The sequence below is a fragment of the Caulobacter rhizosphaerae genome, from assembly GCF_010977555.1.
GTDB lineage: Bacteria > Pseudomonadota > Alphaproteobacteria > Caulobacterales > Caulobacteraceae > Caulobacter > Caulobacter rhizosphaerae.
In genome coordinates, this window is sequence record NZ_CP048815.1 from 2,126,601 (window position 1) to 2,142,955 (window position 16,355).

Annotated in this window: 13 protein-coding genes and 1 tRNA gene; 5 read left to right on the top strand and 9 right to left on the bottom strand. The window is 66.4% G+C overall.

Annotated features, from left to right (window positions below; translation table 11 throughout):
- The 4 genes from G3M57_RS09925 to G3M57_RS09940 are packed head-to-tail and all read right to left on the bottom strand — an operon-like array spanning position 1 to position 3,439.
- On the bottom strand, positions 1-606 hold the full coding sequence (locus tag G3M57_RS09925; RefSeq protein ID WP_163230253.1) for a response regulator transcription factor: 606 nt from the start codon (positions 604-606) through the stop codon (positions 1-3).
- Positions 603-1,709, bottom strand: coding sequence for a sensor histidine kinase (locus G3M57_RS09930; RefSeq protein ID WP_163230256.1), 1,107 nt, complete (start codon positions 1,707-1,709; stop codon positions 603-605). Before G3M57_RS09930 ends, G3M57_RS09925 begins: the two co-directional genes overlap by 4 nt.
- A 57-nt stretch (positions 1,710-1,766) precedes the next feature.
- A complete protein-coding gene (locus G3M57_RS09935; RefSeq protein WP_163230257.1) occupies positions 1,767-2,516 on the bottom strand; it encodes an ABC transporter permease in 750 nt (249 codons plus the stop codon).
- Positions 2,513-3,439: an ABC transporter ATP-binding protein gene (locus G3M57_RS09940; RefSeq protein WP_163230258.1), complete on the bottom strand. Its 927-nt coding sequence runs from the start codon at positions 3,437-3,439 to the stop codon at positions 2,513-2,515. The genes G3M57_RS09935 and G3M57_RS09940 overlap by 4 nt, the downstream gene beginning before the upstream one ends.
- A 210-nt stretch (positions 3,440-3,649) precedes the next feature.
- On the opposite strand from G3M57_RS09940, the gene G3M57_RS09945 reads away from it, so the two are divergent.
- The gene (locus tag G3M57_RS09945) at positions 3,650-3,949 is read left to right on the top strand and encodes a hypothetical protein (RefSeq protein ID WP_163230259.1); all 300 of its coding nucleotides are present in this window, start codon (positions 3,650-3,652) and stop codon (positions 3,947-3,949) included.
- Between the two features lie 352 nt (positions 3,950-4,301).
- Here G3M57_RS09945 and G3M57_RS09950 read toward each other — a convergent pair whose 3' ends face one another.
- On the bottom strand, positions 4,302-4,685 hold the full coding sequence (locus G3M57_RS09950) for a hypothetical protein (protein ID WP_163230260.1): 384 nt from the start codon (positions 4,683-4,685) through the stop codon (positions 4,302-4,304).
- 249 nt (positions 4,686-4,934) lie between these two features.
- Between G3M57_RS09950 and G3M57_RS09955 the strand changes: the two genes are divergently transcribed.
- Positions 4,935-5,261: a hypothetical protein gene (locus G3M57_RS09955; RefSeq protein ID WP_163230261.1), complete on the top strand. Its 327-nt coding sequence runs from the start codon at positions 4,935-4,937 to the stop codon at positions 5,259-5,261.
- Here G3M57_RS09955 and G3M57_RS09960 read toward each other — a convergent pair.
- The 3 genes from G3M57_RS09960 to G3M57_RS09970 all read right to left on the bottom strand — a co-directional run bounded on the left by G3M57_RS09960 (position 5,247) and on the right by G3M57_RS09970 (position 8,849).
- Positions 5,247-5,321, bottom strand: a tRNA-Asn gene (locus G3M57_RS09960). The genes G3M57_RS09955 and G3M57_RS09960 overlap by 15 nt on opposite strands.
- A gap of 194 nt (positions 5,322-5,515) precedes the next feature.
- Positions 5,516-7,768: a beta-glucosidase gene (locus G3M57_RS09965; protein ID WP_163230262.1), complete on the bottom strand. Its 2,253-nt coding sequence runs from the start codon at positions 7,766-7,768 to the stop codon at positions 5,516-5,518.
- A gap of 58 nt (positions 7,769-7,826) precedes the next feature.
- A complete protein-coding gene (locus tag G3M57_RS09970) occupies positions 7,827-8,849 on the bottom strand; it encodes a LacI family DNA-binding transcriptional regulator (protein ID WP_163230263.1) in 1,023 nt (340 codons plus the stop codon).
- Between the two features lie 709 nt (positions 8,850-9,558).
- Between G3M57_RS09970 and G3M57_RS09975 the strand changes: the two genes are divergently transcribed.
- From G3M57_RS09975 to G3M57_RS09985, 3 genes are all read left to right on the top strand, one after another.
- Positions 9,559-12,591 (top strand): TonB-dependent receptor, encoded by a 3,033-nt coding sequence (locus G3M57_RS09975; protein WP_230983790.1) that lies wholly within the window; start codon positions 9,559-9,561, stop codon positions 12,589-12,591.
- 154 nt (positions 12,592-12,745) lie between these two features.
- Positions 12,746-14,284: a tryptophan halogenase family protein gene (locus G3M57_RS09980; RefSeq protein WP_163230267.1), complete on the top strand. Its 1,539-nt coding sequence runs from the start codon at positions 12,746-12,748 to the stop codon at positions 14,282-14,284.
- Between the two features lie 11 nt (positions 14,285-14,295).
- Positions 14,296-15,810: a tryptophan halogenase family protein gene (locus G3M57_RS09985; RefSeq protein ID WP_163230269.1), complete on the top strand. Its 1,515-nt coding sequence runs from the start codon at positions 14,296-14,298 to the stop codon at positions 15,808-15,810.
- Positions 15,811-15,840: 30 nt separating this feature from the next.
- On the opposite strand, the gene G3M57_RS09990 is transcribed toward G3M57_RS09985, so the two are convergent.
- The gene (locus tag G3M57_RS09990; protein WP_056752834.1) at positions 15,841-16,278 is read right to left on the bottom strand and encodes a hypothetical protein; all 438 of its coding nucleotides are present in this window, start codon (positions 16,276-16,278) and stop codon (positions 15,841-15,843) included.
- Positions 16,279-16,355 lie beyond the last annotated feature (77 nt).

The window sequence follows — 16,355 nt, forward strand, 5'->3', positions numbered from 1 at the left end:
CTAGAGCCAGCCGTTAGCACGCGCGATCCGGCTGGCCTCAACGCGATTGGCAGCACCGATTTTCTGCACGGCTTCGGAGACGTAGTTTCGGACCGTGCCGGGCGAGAGGCCTAGGGCGTCGGCAATCTGGCGGTTCGAACGGCCCCCTTCAGCCAGGCGCAGAATAGCGCGCTCTCGCTCGTTAAGAGGGTCGGCCCCGCCGCTCCACAGACTCTCGTTCAGGTCCGGCTGAATGGCCCGTCCTCCGGCGGCTACGGTGCGGACCGCCGAGGCCAGCACATCGCTTGGGCTATCCTTGAGCAGATAGCCTCGCACCCCGGCTTCCAAAGCCCGTCGAAGATAGCCGGGACGGCCGAATGTCGTCAGGATCAGCACGCGCGTGGGGGCGGCCTCGGCCTTGAGCTGGCCGGCGACATCTATTCCCGTCATGCCCGGCATCTCGATATCGGCGATAAGGATGTCAGGTCGCTGTTCGCGAACCAGGGCCAGCGCCATTTCGCCGTCATGCGCCTTGCCCACGACTCGGATATCACCCTCAAGTTCGAGCAAGGCGCTGAGCGCGCCGAGGACGAGTTGCTGGTCTTCGGCGATTACGACGCGGATCATGACAATCCCTTGCCGGGCAGGCGGGCGAACAAGTGCGTGCCCTCGGCGGTCGACTGAATGTTCAGTGCGCCGCCCACGGCGGCCAAGCGGGCGCGCATGCCCTTCAAGCCAGCACCTTCTCGCAAGGTTCCCCCACTCCCGTTGTCGCGGATGTGCAGCCGCGACTCCCCTTTAGCGCCGGATTCAACCCGGATTGAACAGTGTGTGGCGCCGGCATGGCGGATGACGTTGGTTACGGCCTCGCGAACGGCCATGGCCAGAACGGCTTCCTGCTGCTCGTCGGCGAGGATCGGATCGGCGTTAATCTCGCAAACAACCTCGCCGGCGGCTAAGGCGCGACGCGCTTGCTCGATTTCGACGGCGAGCGATGCGCCCCTCATTCCCGCCACGGCGGTTCGCACTTCCGCCATCGCTTCGCGCGCCGCGTGCGCCACCGCTTCCATTTCCTCTCGAGCGCTGTCGCGATCGCGATCGATCAGGCGAACCGCCAGATCAGCCTTGATGACGACAAGGGTCAGGGTATGCCCGAGCAGATCATGTAGATCACGGGAAATCCGTTCCCGTTCGGCCATCACCGCCAGCGCCCGAATTTCCTCCTGCGCCGCGGAAAGTTCGCGATTTTTGCTTTCAACGTCGCTTTGCAGCAATGATCCCAGCCCGGTCATGCCGCCCACGAGCACAGCGGGGCCGAAATACGCCAGGTGGAGGCCAAGACCAAGACCCACGACGAGCGCGGAAATTTCCAAGAACAGGAGTGCGGCGATCGCCGTGCGCCGAGGCTGAAGCTGTCCGGCGAACGCCATCGCGAAGATGCTGTAGACGCACCACCCGGTTTCGAACGGAGACAAAGCAAGGCCGATCGCCCCCGCGCCTAAAACGTGCGCGAGCCCCGCACGCCATCGCCCAAGCTGCGCATGCGCAAGGATCGCCAAGAACGCGACCACGCCGAAGAGCGAGGCGACAATTTCAATCCGCCCGGGCGTGCGCGTTAGCCACGGGGCAAAATAGATCGGCAGATAGGCCAGCCAAATCAGCGGCCAAAAGCGCCTCAACTCGCGCTCGCGGCGAACTCGGTCATCGGCAATCCGTACGGCGGCGGCCAAGGGCTCGAAATCCGCTAAACTCGACGTTGGTAGATGTCGCCCCTGTCGACCTTCGGGTCAAGCCGCTTGACCGCGCCAACCAAACCAGGCTCCCACCGCCGCGGCGAGGGTCATCGCCACGAGAATAGCGATGTGCAGGCCCACATCGGACGTCGGTTGAGACCCGGTCAACATCAAGGCCAGTTGAGCAAAATGGAAGGATGGAAGCGCCCAACCCACCTTCCCGATCCAAGCCGGCAGCTGGTTAAGGGGCATCCACAGCCCGCCAAAGAGCGAAAAGACCAGGAAGAGCAGATTGGCGACGGCCGTTGCGCCCTGGGCTCCCAAGCGCAATCCGACATTCAGGCCGATCAACGAGAAGGGAATGGCCGCGGCCACGCCAATCGCCATCAGGGCGCACCAGCGCCAGATCGGCATCTGCACCCCGGCGACCCGCGCCAAGACCGCCACGCCGACCAGCGCCAATCCTACGACCGCGACGCTGGCGAACATGCGCGCGAAAAGGTAGGCGCCGATCGGCATCGGAAACACGCGCTTGAGCTCAATGAGTTTGGCTTCACGCTCAGCCGCAACCACGGTGCCGAAGCCGAACATCGAGGGCGTGAGCGCGGCGAAAATCACGTAGGTCGACAGCACCCAGCGCGCGGCCGGTTCGCTGCCCTTTGAGAGGCCAATGCCGACGATCGCATAGAAGATGATTGGCAGCAGCACGCTGGGCACGAGAAATTGCGGCATGCGTGAGGTAGCGAGCAGCTGAGCGTGCGTTTCGAGGCCATAGATGGCGCCGACATGACGGGCGGTGGTCATGCATAAATCTCCTTGGCGACAGCCTCTCGGGGGGTGACCAGTTGGAGGAACGCGTCTTCGAGCGACGCGCCGCTGACGGAAAGGTCCTCCACGCTCAGGTCCGCAGCGAGCAGCTGGCGGAGCGTGTCAGGCGCCGAGGCGGTCAAAAGCGTGACACGCCCGCCCTCACGTTCCACGCGCAGTACGCGCGCAAGCGCGGTCAATTGGGCGTCGGTCAGGATCGTCCGGCACCGGATGGAAGACGAGGCGGCCGTCGATTTGATCACATCGGAAGAGCCTTCCGCGACGATGCGCCCATTGCTGATGACGACGATGTCATCGGCCAAGGCTTCGGCTTCCTCCATGTGGTGAGTCGTCAGAAGGACCGCCGCGCCGCGGGCGACTTCCTCGCGTACGGACGTCCACAGGCCACGCCGGGCGTCGATGTCCATCCCCGTGGTCGGTTCATCGAGCACGAGAAGGTCCGGGCGCCCCGCAATGGCGAGGGCGAATTGCAGGCGGCGCTGTTGCCCGCCCGAGAGCGCGCCGCAGCGCCGCTTCTCAAGATCGTTGAGGCCGGCCATTTCGAGAATTGTTTCGCGGGCCCGAGGATCCGGATAGTAGCCTCGAAACAGATCGATCTGTTCGGCCACGGTCAAAACACGTGGCAGGCCGGCCTCCTGCAGCATCACACCCATGTGCTGGCGGTTGGCGAGGTCACGAGGGTCGCCGCCGAACAGCAGGGCGCGACCCTGGTCGGGAACCAGGCGTCCGGTGAGCAGGGAAACCGCCGTTGTCTTGCCCGCTCCGTTCGGACCCAGCAGCGCCGTGCAGCGTCCACGCCGCAAAGTCAGGTCCACGCCAGCCAGGGCGAGCGTCTTTCCTCGCGACTTGTGGACGGCCTGCAATTCGGCCGCGACCTGAGGCGCTCGTGCATCCTTCATCGCGTTATCCTCCTGAGCGATCCATTGTTGCCGAACGGCCCCGTTCGAGGCAGTGACGCACGTCATCCTTCGACTGTGACATTTGTCATCTCTGAGCCGCAGCTGCCGCAGGCGCCGCGGTTCAGAGAACGGCCTTGGGCGAGTCAAATCGATTGACGGTGAGACCCGGTCAGCTCAGCCTCGGGGCGCCCGTGAAGAGCAAGCTGGACGATGAGCAGCGCAGACGACTTCATCCCGCAAGGCTTTGAACCTGCCGAAGAAGAGATGTTCGGCAAGGCGTTTTGCCCGACATGCGAGGCTTCCGCGTTCGAGGATGCCCGAAATTGGGCCCATCAGCACCTGCGCGAAACGGGACACCCGATCGAACTGCACTTCGGATATGAGGTCCGTGACAAGCATTGGTATGACCGGCTGTCTTATGAAGAACAGGTCGAGCTCGAAGCGCTCGGTAAAGACCTCCAAGCCGCTCAAGCGCTTGCGCAACAGATCCTGAAAAACCGAAGCCGGTGAGGGGAGACGTTAAGCCGATGCTGGCCCAAGCAAGCCAGCGTTGGGGGGAATCGGCCAAGAAACGGCTGGCGCGGGTCCGCCTCGACCAGATCCTTTGAGCGGGAGCAAACGTCGGCGGGTGGGCGCTCCCGGACTGGGGAGCCGCCGTTTGCCTGTCCTTGCACGCCAGGCCGCGATCGGCCGATTTGGCTGTTGAGATCGGCCGTTCGCCAGTCTTCTTCCTCTCCCGGTGGAAACCCGGAGATGCGCCGTGCTGCCGTCTGAGAACCGAACTTGGACACTAGCGCCGCCGCCAGAGGCTGCGGACCGCGCTGGGGCCCCTGCTGCACGAAGCGCTGGGGCGGGGAGCGCCTCAACCGGCCCCGGCGCGGTGGTGCGCGAGAACCGAATGGGCGAGGCGGGCGCCGCCTGGCCGGCCGATTGGCGGCGCCGATGGCGCTTGAGCCCGGCTGGCCAAGGCCGCGCTGGCCGGGACCATCGCGATCGTGCTCGCCGAGCGGAACACGAAGCGCTTGGAGCCTGGCGGCAAGATGATTTTCCGCACCGCGAGGATTGGCGCGAGGCGCACCTGGCTGAAGCGCCAGCCAAGCGAGGCTACCGACAGCGGCGGGGTTTTTCCATGGGAGCTGACCGCTGCGCCGATCGAGGCTGCGGCATGCGGCGACGACGGTGAGACGCCCACGCGCTGGCCCTGGCCCTGACCCTGACAGACTGGATCACCGCCGGCTTGGAGCAAGCGCGACTTTTTTCCACCGCAAATCACGGCCCGCCGATCGTGAACAGGGCCAGACCCTCGAGCCTGCCGATGTCCTCGCCCGGGTTCCCGGACTAGGGCGCTCACGCCCGTGGCCCCGTCGGCGGGCCGTTCGGCCCGAACAACCCGATCCTGCTGATCGTCGACGACGACAGGGTTTGGTGAATCGTCCCGACGATGTCGCCGCGTCGGCTTGGACCGGCCTTGGTGGGGGTCAGGATCTACGATCGGATGCAGGCGCAATGGCGCGAGGAGCGCGCCAGATGCCTAAAAGACATCGAGCGCCACCACAGAGCGGACGATTCCTACATCGATAGTGGTGTCGCGCTGCTTCGACTGGCGAAGGATGCGCATCGGATTTTCGAGGCGAAGGGCCCTGATGGGAAGCGCACCCTGCTGAATCTCGTACTTTCGAACTGCTCGTGGGCCAATGGTGAGCTATCGACGGAATTCCGGCAACCGTTTGATCTGTTGAAGGAAACGAACCTTGATCCAGATACGAAAAATCCGGCCCAAGGGCCGGATTTCTCTCAAAACCAGAGGTGGCTCCGCGGGTAGGATTCGAACCTACGACCAGCCGGTTAACAGCCGGCTGCTCTACCACTGAGCTACCGCGGAACAGGTCGCCTCAGGAAGAGGCCGGGTGATAGCCGCCGATTTGACTCGGTGCAAGCGCATTCGGACAAAAAAACAGCCCGGTCGATGACCGGGCTGTGGAAAGTCAGTGATGTGGGGTGTCTTCAAGAAAGACAGGCCGAAATTCGGCTTTTATGGTTAATCAGGCCTTAATTTCACCTGCGACCAAATGGCTCTCAGCGCTTGATCAGGCCGACGGGAATCGATCGGGCGCCGAGCGCGACCTGGGCCTTGGCGGCCGCGTCGCGAGACGAAGCGCCCAGCGTGACCGTGTAGTCGCCGGCGGCCACCGACCAGCCGTGGGCCTTGTCGTTCCAGGTGGCCAGCAGGCGCGGGTCGACGCTCAGGGACACCCGGGTGGTCGCGCCGGGCGCCAGTTCGACCTTCTTGAAGCCGGCCAGGCGCTGGGGCGCCTCCCAACCCCCCGCCTTGGGCGAGACATAGACTTGCGGCACGGCCTTGCCGGTTCGCTTGCCGGTGTTGCGGACGTCGAAGCTGACGGTCAGGACGCCGCCCTTGGCCTCGGCCTTGAGATTGTCATAGGCGAAGGTCGTGTAGGACAGGCCGTGGCCGAAAGCGAACAGCGGCTGGTGGCCCTTCTTGTCGAACCACTTGTAGCCGACCGCCGCGCCCTCGATCGTGTAGTCGACCGCGAACAGGTCGTCCGGCTTCTTCGGGTCGCCGTCCAGCACCGGGCGGGGCAACTGGTCCAGGGCGGCGGGGAAAGTGACGGGCAGGCGGCCCGAGGCGTCCACTTCGCCGGTCAGCACGCGGGCGATGGCTTCGCCGCCCTCCGAGCCCGGATACCAGGCCTCGACCACGCCGCCCACCTTGGACAGCCACGGCATCAGCACTGGGCCGCCGGTTTCCAGCACCACCACCGTCTTGCCGTTGGCCGTGGCCACGGCGTCGATCAGGGCGTCCTGGTCGTTCTCCAGCGTCAGGGGGCTGTCGAAGGCCTCGCCGTTCCAGTGGGTGGCGAACACCAGCACCACGTCCGCGCCGGCCGCCAGCTTGGCGGCGGCGGCCGTGTCCTTGCCGTCGGCGTACTGGATGTCGGCGCCGGGCAGCCGGGCCTTCAGCGCCTTCAGGGGCGCGGAGGGGAAGTAGATCATCGGGCCGGGCCAGCTGGCCGGGCCTTCGCCCTGCACGGCGCGTCCACCGATCGGATAGACCTGCGACGAGCCGCCGCCCGACAGCACGCCGACGTCGGCGTGGCCGCCGATCACGACGATCTTCCGGGCCGTCGACAGCAGGGGCAGCAGGCCCTTGTCGTTCTTCAGCAGCACCACGCCTTCCTCGGCGTCGGCGCGGGTGACCTTGGCGTGGGCGGCGTAGTCGATCGGGGCGATCTTCACCGGCTTTTCGACCACGCCGCTGGCGAACAGGCCGCGCAGGACGCGGCGGGCCATGTCGTCCAGCCGGGCCTGGCTGACCTCGCCCTTGGCCAGGGCGTCCTTCAGCGGGCCCTTGAAGAAGGACTGGGTGTCGAAGGCGTCGCCGGCCGATTCCTGATCGAGGCCGGCGTTGACCGCCTTGGCGCTGGAATGGGCCGCGCCCCAGTCGGACATCACGTAGTTCTTGTAGCCCCAGTCCTGCTTGAGGACCTTGTTCAGCAGGAAGTCGTTCTCGCAGGCGTAGTCGCCGTTGACCCGATTATAGGCGCACATCACCGAATGCGGGTCGGAGTCCTCGATCGCGAACTGGAAGGCCAGCAGGTCGGAGGTGCGGGCCTCGGCCTCGCCGATCCTGGCGTCCAGCACGAAGCGGCCGGTCTCCTGGCCGTTCAGGGCGTAGTGCTTGATGGTCGAGACGATGGCGTTGGACTGGATGCCCTTGATCTGGGCGCCCACCATCTTGCCGGCCAGCCAGGGGTCCTCGCCGCCATATTCGAAGTTGCGGCCGTTACGGGGCTCGCGGACCAGGTTCACGCCGCCGGCCAGCATGACGTTGAAGCCGGAGGCGCGGGCTTCGGCGCCGATCATCGCGCCGCCGGTCTGGGCCAGCTGCGGGTTCCAGGTGGCGGTGGTGGCCATGCCGGAGGGCAGGGCGGTGCGTTCGCGCTTGTTGGGTTCGCCGCCCTGGGTGGCCACGCCGACGCCGGCGTCGGTCTGGAACTGGGCCGGGATGCCCAGCCGCGCGATTCCCGGCACGTAGCCAGCCGAGCCAGGCAGAGCCTCGGGCACGCGCTTGTACTTGTCGCCCATGTCGGCGCCGAAGAAACCGAAGATGACGGTCAGCTTCTCGTCCTGGGTCATGGCCTTGACCGCCAGATCGGCGCGCGTATCGGCGTCAAGCTTGGGGTCCAGCCACGGACGGGTCGCCGGCGCCGCGGCGGGCGCCTGGGCGCAGGCGGCGGTGGCCAGGACGCCGGCGGACGCGCCAAGCATGAGGGCCAGGGCCGGGCCCCGCCAGGTCTGTCGGTTCATAGTACCTCCCGTTTGATCGACGCTGACGATATCCGCCGGCGCGTGTTGGAATTGCGGCCTAGCTTTGGCGAACAGGGCCGGTGGAGTCGCGGATCACCAGGCTATGCTGGGTCAGGATGGTGGCCGCCGCCTTGCCGAGCGCGGCGTTGGCGCTCCAGCCGTTGAGGGCGGTGATGGCCCGCTGGGTCATCTGGTCGAATGGCTGGCGGATCGTGGTCAGGGACGGCCAGATCGCGGCGGCGATCGGCGCGTCGTCGAAACCCACCACCGACAGTTCGTCCGGCAGCTTCAGACCGCGGCGCTGGGCCTCCATGCAGGTGGCGGCCGCCATGTCGTCATTGGCCGCGAAGATCGCGGTCGGCGGATCGGCCATGTCCAGCAGGGCCTGGGCGCCCGCCAGGCCGCCCTTGAAGCTAAAGTCGCCGGGGACGATCAGGGCGGGATCGGGGCGCGGCTTACCGGCGGCGGCATAGGCTTCGTAGACGCCGTTGCGGCGCAGCGTGCTGGCGGCGTGGTCGGGGTGGCCGGCGATGTGGCCGATCCGCTCGTGTCCCAGGCTGAACAGGTGCTCGACCACCTCGCGGGCGGCGGCGCGGTCGTCCATCACGATGCTGGGCGACAGGGAATCTGGGCTGGTCGGCGAGATCAGCACGCAGCGCACGCCGTGCTCGCGCAGCAGGGCCTTCAGCGGCGCGAAATCGCATTCGGGCGGCAGCAGCACCATCTCCCGGATGCCGCCCTCGGTCACGAAGGCGCGGATGCGGTCCTGCCAGCCGGCCATGTCGCCCTCGACCAGTTCGGCCGATAGGTGGCGGCCGTTCTGCAGGCAGGCGACCATCAGGGCGTGGTGGATCCGGGTCTGGTAGCCGCCGCTGGGATCCCCCATCAGGATGCCGACCGCCGGGGCGGCCTGGGCGCGCAGGCCCCGAGCCACGGCGTTGGGATGATAGTCCAGGGCCTGCATGGCGGCGCGCACCCGCTCGCGGGTCTTGGCGCTGACGCTCTCGTGGTCGTTCATCACCCGCGAGACGGTCTTGGGCGACACGCCTGCCTGCAGCGCCACATCGTGGATCGTCGCCATGACCTTGTCGCACCCGGACTCCAGGGATCGCCGCGCGCCGACCGTCCTGGTCGCCGCCGCCCCGTCGCCCAAGCCATAGCTCAGCCCGACAACGATGTCATGCGGCAGGACAGATATTTGTCTCTCGATAGACATTTGTCAGGACATTTGGCGTCAAATCCTGACAGTCCGGGCGTGTGATCCGGGATGACGCAACGGAAGCCAATGATCGAGCTTGCGCGGAACTCGCGGTCAAGATGTGCGAGAAAGCTTGACCATATTCGCTAGGCCTATGGTCTTCCTGGCTTGGGGTGACTTAAAAACCAACGTAAAAACAATAAGATGTTTCGAATTGACTCGTCGTGAAGCGGAGCGGGCGGGCTGTAGGTCGGCGCGTTTTTGTACGGACAGGCCATAAAATGACAACGTTGACATTTCGATTGACACGATCGGGACATTTGTCGATCTTGAGACACGGCTGGGGAGGGCGTGAGCCAGCGCGGTGTCGAGGGACGCCGGGGTCGCCAACGAACTTTCGCTTGAAACGGGGCTCGCTGGGCAGGCCGGCGCTCTCGACGACAGGCGAATGAACCATGCAGCCCGCGCCGAAACCGGCCGGGTCAAGAACGGCCATAAAAACGTTTGGGGAGCGAAGACCTTGTCCAATCCACGAAATCAGTCCGCATGGGCGCGGGGCGTGACCCTGGCGCTGCTGGCGGGCGCCTCGTCCATGGCCCTGGCCACGGGCGCCCACGCCCAGGCCGCGGCGGACGATTCGGCGCAGGTCGACGAAATCGTCGTCACCGGCATCCGCGGTTCGCAAATGCGCTCGGTCGACGTCAAACGGCGCGAGGCCTCGATCGTCGACGCCATTTCGTCGGAAGACATCGGCAAGCTGCCCGACGTCACCATCGCCGACTCGCTGCAGCGCATCCCGGGCGTCCAGATCAAGCGTGACGCCGGCGAGGGCGCGACGGTCAACATCCGCGGCCTGGCTCAGGTCATCACCCTGCTGAACGGCGAACAGTATCTGAGCGCCGGCAATATGGGCTCGGCCCAGCCGAACCTGCTGGACGTGCCGTCGCAGCTGATGAACTCGGTGGTGGTCTACAAGTCGACCGACCCGACCAACGCCCTGTCGGGCATCACCGGCACCATCGACCTGCGCACCCGTCGCCCGTTCCAGATGGAGCCGGGGCTGTCGATCGCCGGCGGCGCCGAAGGTCAGCGCGGCGAGCGCACCAAGGAAAACGACTACCTGATCAACGGCCTGGTCAACTGGCGCAACGACCGCGTCGGCCTGATGGTCTCGGCCGCGGCCAGCAAGGCCAACCTCGGCAACAACTCTTCGGGCGTCGTGGGCCTGTCGGGCAATAACGACTGGGGCGGATCGGCCGCCAACAACTTCATCTCGCCGCACGGCTTCGAAAGCTTCCACCGCGAGGTCGAGCGCAAGCGCCTGGGCGTCAATGTCGCCTTCGAGGCCGACCTGGGCGAGGGCTTCACCCTGGTGGCCGAGGGCTTCTACGCCAAACTCGACGAATACAACCGCGCGGCCGGCATCAACATCTCCAACCGCTGGGACGGCGGCGCCTTCGGCGTCTGGACCACCCCGACGGTGTTCGACAACACCGGGCAGACCAGCACCGGCAACGGCCGCCCGTGGGTGGCCGTCGACGAGTACGACATCAACGCCTGGTGGGTGAACAGCTTCTCGGTGAACCGCACCACCAAGTCGGAGACGAAGAACTACAACCTCGAACTGAAGTACGACAACGGCGGCAACTTCACGAGCGAGGTGCGGGCCATCCGCGCCAACGGCGACCGTCTCAGCATGAACGGCCAGGCCCAGGGCGACCTTTCCAACTGGCAGTACGCGCCCGGCCGCTTCAACCTGTTCCGTGATCCGAACGACCGCACGCGCGGCCCATTCTATCCGGCCGCGATCTGCGCCCAGTATCCGGCCGCGCAGCGCAGCAACGCCGTCGTCGGCAGCGCCGGCGGCTGCTACCTGAACCCCAACCCGCTGGGCTACGGCGCCAATCCGCAGCTGCACTACAACATCGGGGGCGCCAAGGCGGTCTGGAGCGGCTTCGACAACCCGCTGGCCGGCGGCCTGGGGGCGGGCAAGACCCTCAAGGACTACATGGCCAACAAGGACAGCTACGCGATCGCGGCGTTCTCCTCGGAAGGCAACAACGAAGTCCAGTCGGACATGAACGTGTTCCGCGCCGAGGGGCACTACAAGTTCGACGACAACTTCCTGGGCTTCATCACCAAGATCGACGCCGGCGTCCGCCAGAGCGATCGCACGGTCGAGGTCGAGGCGTTCCACCTGTTCTCGCCGTTCTACGGCGGCACGCCGGGCGCGGTGCAGGCCAACGGCCAACCGGTGCCGGCCGCGGGCTGCTTCGCCCAGTGGAAGGCCATCGACGTCGTCATGAACCAGGACCAGTGCCAGGCGGGCGAGTTCGTGCCCAATCCCCTGGGCGGGGCCCCGGTCTTCCAGGGCTACACGGTCAACAAGCCGACCAAGATCGACGCCTACAACAACGTCATCTGGATGGATGACCTGGGCAGCATCACCCAGGGCATCCCGGGCTTCTGGGTCGTGGATCCGCGCGACTTCGACGACGTGAAGTCCTTCCAGGAAAAGGTGTTCGGCGCGGCGGTCCGCTACCAGATCCCCGGCGCCACCTATGACGTGACCCTGAAGGAGCAGAGCGCCTACGCCGACGCCAACTTCGAGATCGGCAAGCTGTCGGGCAATGTCGGCCTGCACGTCATCCAGACCGACCTGCTGGTGAAGCAGAACCTGACGGGGGCCACCCAGAACTACGGCGACACCAACCTGGACGTCGGCGACACGGTCACCCGCCGCAAGTACACCGACTGGCTGCCGTCGCTGAACGCGGTGTACGACGCCACCGACCACCTGAAGTTCCGCTTCGCCTATTCCAAGACGATGCAGCCCCTCGACCTGGGCAACTACGGCGGCGGCCTCAGCATCTCCACCGCCGACTGCGGCACCAAGCCGGGCCGCTGCGTGACGGGCGCCAGCTCGTCGGGCAACCCGTACCTGGATCCCTGGCGCTCGACCAACTTCGACGGCGCGGTCGAATACTATTTCGGCGGCGCCTCGATGGTGAACCTGTCGGCCTTCAAGCTGAAGATCGACAGCTTCGTCACCGGCGGCACTACCACCGGGACGTTCAAGGACGAGGATGGGACGCCGCGCACCGTCAACGTCACCCAGCCCATCCAGGGCGACGGCGGCTCGGTCAAGGGCGTGGAAGTCGGCACGAAGCTGGCCTTCAGCGACCTGCTGCCCGACGGCGGCTTCTTCTCGAACTTCGGGATCGACGCCAACGCCACCTATTCGCCCAGCTCGGAGTCGCGTCTCGGCCTGGACGGCAAGAAGCTGCCGTTCACCGACAACTCCAAGTACCAGTACAACCTCGTCGGCTGGTACCAGGACGACAAGTGGCAGGCCCGCGTGGCCTACAACTACCGGACCGACCGCCTCAGCAGCGTCACCGGCAGTTCCGGCGACAACCTGGCGGTGTTCCAGGACGCCACCGGATTCGTCGATGTGAACGTCAGCTACAACGTGCGCGACAACATCGTCGTCTACCTGAACGGCTCGAACGTCAGCGGCGAGATCGAGAATTACTACGTGAAGTTCGCGGACGGTAAGACTCAGTACTTCAGCCAGAACCAGTTCGAGCCGCGCTACACCCTCGGCATCCGCGCCAAGTGGTGATCTAGACCAGTCCTTCCCTGCGGGCCGCCGTGATCCCCTGTCACGGCGGCTTCTTTTTTTGAGCGGGGCGGCTAGCATGATTATGACCAAGACGGGCGCCGGAAGCCCGCGGGAAGAAGCGGGCACAAGCTTCGATCAAGGGTAGGGAGCCACCATGCAGGACAGCGCGAGCGACCGGCGGATCCGCGACATCGTCATCGTCGGGGGCGGCACGGCGGGCTGGATGGCGGCCGCCAGCCTGAAGCATCACTTCGGCGCGGCGCCGGTCACCATCACCCTGATCGAGTCCTCGGAAATCGGCACGATCGGCGTGGGCGAGGCGACGATCCCGACCATCCGCCGTTTCTACCAGGCCCTGGGCCTGTCCGACATCGACGTGCTGCGCGCCACCGGCGGCACCTGCAAGCTGGGCATCCGCTTCAACGACTGGACGACGCAGGTCGCCTCGTTCATCCACCCGTTCGGCCTCTACGGCCAGGACCTGAAGGGCGTGGCCTTCCATCACTACTGGATGCGGCTGCGAGCCCTGGGCGAGGCCGCGCCGATCGGCGACTATTCGCTGGGCGCCAGCCTGGCGGCCGGTGGCAAGTTCACCACCCCCTCGCGCAACCCGCCTTCGACCCTGTCGGTGTTCGACTGGGCCCTGCATTTCGACGCCGGCCTGTTCGCCCGGCTGATGCGCCAGGTCGCCGAGCAGAACGGCGTGCGCCGCCTCGACGCCAAGATCGTCAAGACCAACCTGCGCGGCGAGGACGGCTTCATCGAGTCCGTGACACTGGACAGCGGCGCGACCGTGGCCGGCGACCTGTTCATCGACTGCTCGGGCTTCCGCGGCCTGCTGATCGAGGAGGCCCTGCACACCGGCTACGAGGACTGGAGCCCGTGGCTGCTGTGCGACAGCGCCATGGCGGTTCAGAGCGAGGGGAAAGGCGATCCGCCGCCCTATACCGACGTCACCGCGCGTCCCGCGGGCTGGCAATGGCGGATCCCCCTGCAGCACCGCTGGGGCAACGGCTATGTCTATTCCAGCCGCCACACCACCGACGAAGCGGCGAGGATGGTCCTGACCGGCTCATTGGACGAGCGCCTGCTGCACGAGCCGCGCAAGATCGGCTTCCATCCCGGTCGCCGGCTGAAGGCCTGGAACAAGAACTGCATCGCCCTGGGCCTGGCCTCGGGCTTCCTGGAGCCGCTGGAAAGCACCAGCATCGCCCTGATCGAGACCGGCATTGAGAAGATCAAGGCGCTGTTTCCCAGCCGCGACTTCGACCCGGCGGTGGTCGACGAGTTCAACGAGATGTCGCGCCTGGAGATGGAGCGCGTGCGCGACTTCATCATCCTGCACTACAAGCTCAACCAGCGTCCCGAAGACCCGACCGGATTCTGGACCCACTGCCGCGAGATGGCGATCCCCGACACCCTCCGGAAGAAGATCGACCTGTGGCGCGCCCAGGGCCACTTCGTCCGCTACCGCTGGGAGATGTTCTCCCCGCCCAGCTGGCTGGCGATCTATGCGGGTTTCGGCCTGCTGCCGGAAACCTACGACCTCAGCGTCGACGGCTTCGACGCCGGCCAGTTGTCGGCCGCCCTGGCCGAAATGCGCAAGGCGGTGGCCGACACTGTGGCGTCCACGCGCGCCCACGGCGACTTCATCGAACAGTACGCCCGCCCGCGATCGGTGGCGGCCGAGTAGGAACCTTTCGCATGGCCCACCTGAACAAGATCGTCATCGTCGGCGGCGGCTCGGCCGGCTGGATCTGCGCGGCCATGCTCAGCCACTATTTCCAGAACGGCCCGACGCAGGTCGAGCTGGTGGAGTCCGAGGAGATCGGCACGATCGGGGTGGGGGAGTCCACCATCCCGCCGTTCCTCCAGCTGATCCGCACCCTGGGGATCAACGAGCAGGAGTTCATCCAGGAAACCCAAGCCGCCTTCAAGCTGGGCATCCGGTTCGAGAACTGGTTGGAGAAGGGCGACGTCTACTACCACCCGTTCGGCCAGATCGGCGGGCCGCTGGAGGTCAACGAGTTCTACCAGTGCTGGCTGCGGGCCAAGCAGAACGGCCATCCGTCCAAGCTCCAGGACTTCGCCCCGGCTTCGGTGATGGCCGAGGCCGGCAAGTTCATGCTGCCGGCGGCCGCGCAGAAGACGATGATCGCCAACGCCAACTACGCCCTGCACGTCGACGCGCGGCTGGTGGCGCTGTACCTGCGCAGGTTCGCCGAGGCGCGCGGCGTCAAGCGCACCGAGGGCATAGTCACCGAGGTGGCGACCCGGCCCGACGGCGGCGTGGCCAAGGTGATCCTGAAGGACGGCCGCGAGGTGGCCGGCGACTTCTTCATCGACTGCTCGGGCTTCCGCGCCCTGCTGATCGGCAAGACCCTGGGCGAGCCGTTCAGGGACTGGGGCGACGTCCTGCTCTGCGACCGCGCCGTCGTGGCCCAGACCGAAAACGTGGGTCCGCCGCATCCCTACACCCTGGTCCAGGCCCAGGATTTCGGCTGGCGCTGGCGCATCCCGCTGCAGCACCGCGCGGGCAACGGCTATGTGTTCGCCAGCAAGTATCTGAGCGACGACGAGGCCACGGCCACGCTGATGCGCCAGGTCCAGGGCGAGGTGGTGCTGGGCCCCAACATCATCCCGTTCAAGACCGGGGTGCGCGAGCGGCCGTGGGTGAAGAACGTGGTCTCGATCGGCCTGTCGTGCGGCTTCATCGAGCCGCTGGAGTCCACGGCCCTGCACCTGATCTACAAGGGCATGGACTACCTGCTGCGGTTCATGCCCGACATGGACGCCGACCCGGTCCTGGCGGCCGAGTACAATCGCCGGATGGTCGCCGACTACGAGGAGATCCGCGACTTCATCGTCCTGCACTACGTGACCACTAGGCGCGACGACACGCCGTTCTGGCGCGACTATCAGCAGGTGGTCCCGCCCGAGAGCCTGCGGGAGCGGATCGCCCTGTTCAAGGCGGCCGGCGTGCTGCGCGACGGCGTCGACGACATGTTCCGCGCGCCCAGCTGGCAGTCGGTGATGGAAGGCATGGGCGTGCGGCCCGACCGCTACCAGCAGCTGGTCGACCGCATCCCGCTGAGCGTGATCATGAACCTGATGGACAAGTCCGCCCCCATGCTGGCCGACTTCGTGGCCACCCTGCCCAGCCACGAGGAGTTCCTGAGAACCCATTGTCCAGCCGCGCCTTTCAAGCGCTCGGCTTGATCGGAAGACCCGTTCATCCCGGGCCGAAGCTCAGCGCCAACTCTTGGCCTGGGTGATGGTCGCGGGTTCGGTCAGCACTGCGTCCAGCGGCCGGCCGGCCAGGGTGCAGGTCGCGAACCTGACCGGGCCGCCGCCGGTGACGCGGCAGGTCAGGGACCGGGAGAAGGCCGCCGCCATCAGCCGCTCGCGGTCAGCGGGCAGGGCGGCCAGGGTCGGCGAGACCCGCAGCGGAATCCAGCGTTCGGGAGTTGGCCCCTGGGCGATGCAGAGCGTGCGGCCGTCGATGACGTGCAGGACCGGCCCGCTGACGGTCGTTCCGGCGACGGGCGCGGGGGCGCGGCAGGTCTGGGCGAGGGCGCTCTCGGAAGCGCCGCCCGAAGCGCCGCTCTGGGCCAGGGCCGGCGCGCCGGAAGCCAGGGCGGCCAAGACGATGGCCGCCGCGCCCGATCTCGCCCAATCCCTGGCCATGTCGCGGGTCCTCTGAACGGCGACTCAACACGCCCGACGACCTCGCGTTCCAGGCGGAGCCCGTTGAAACCCCTGGC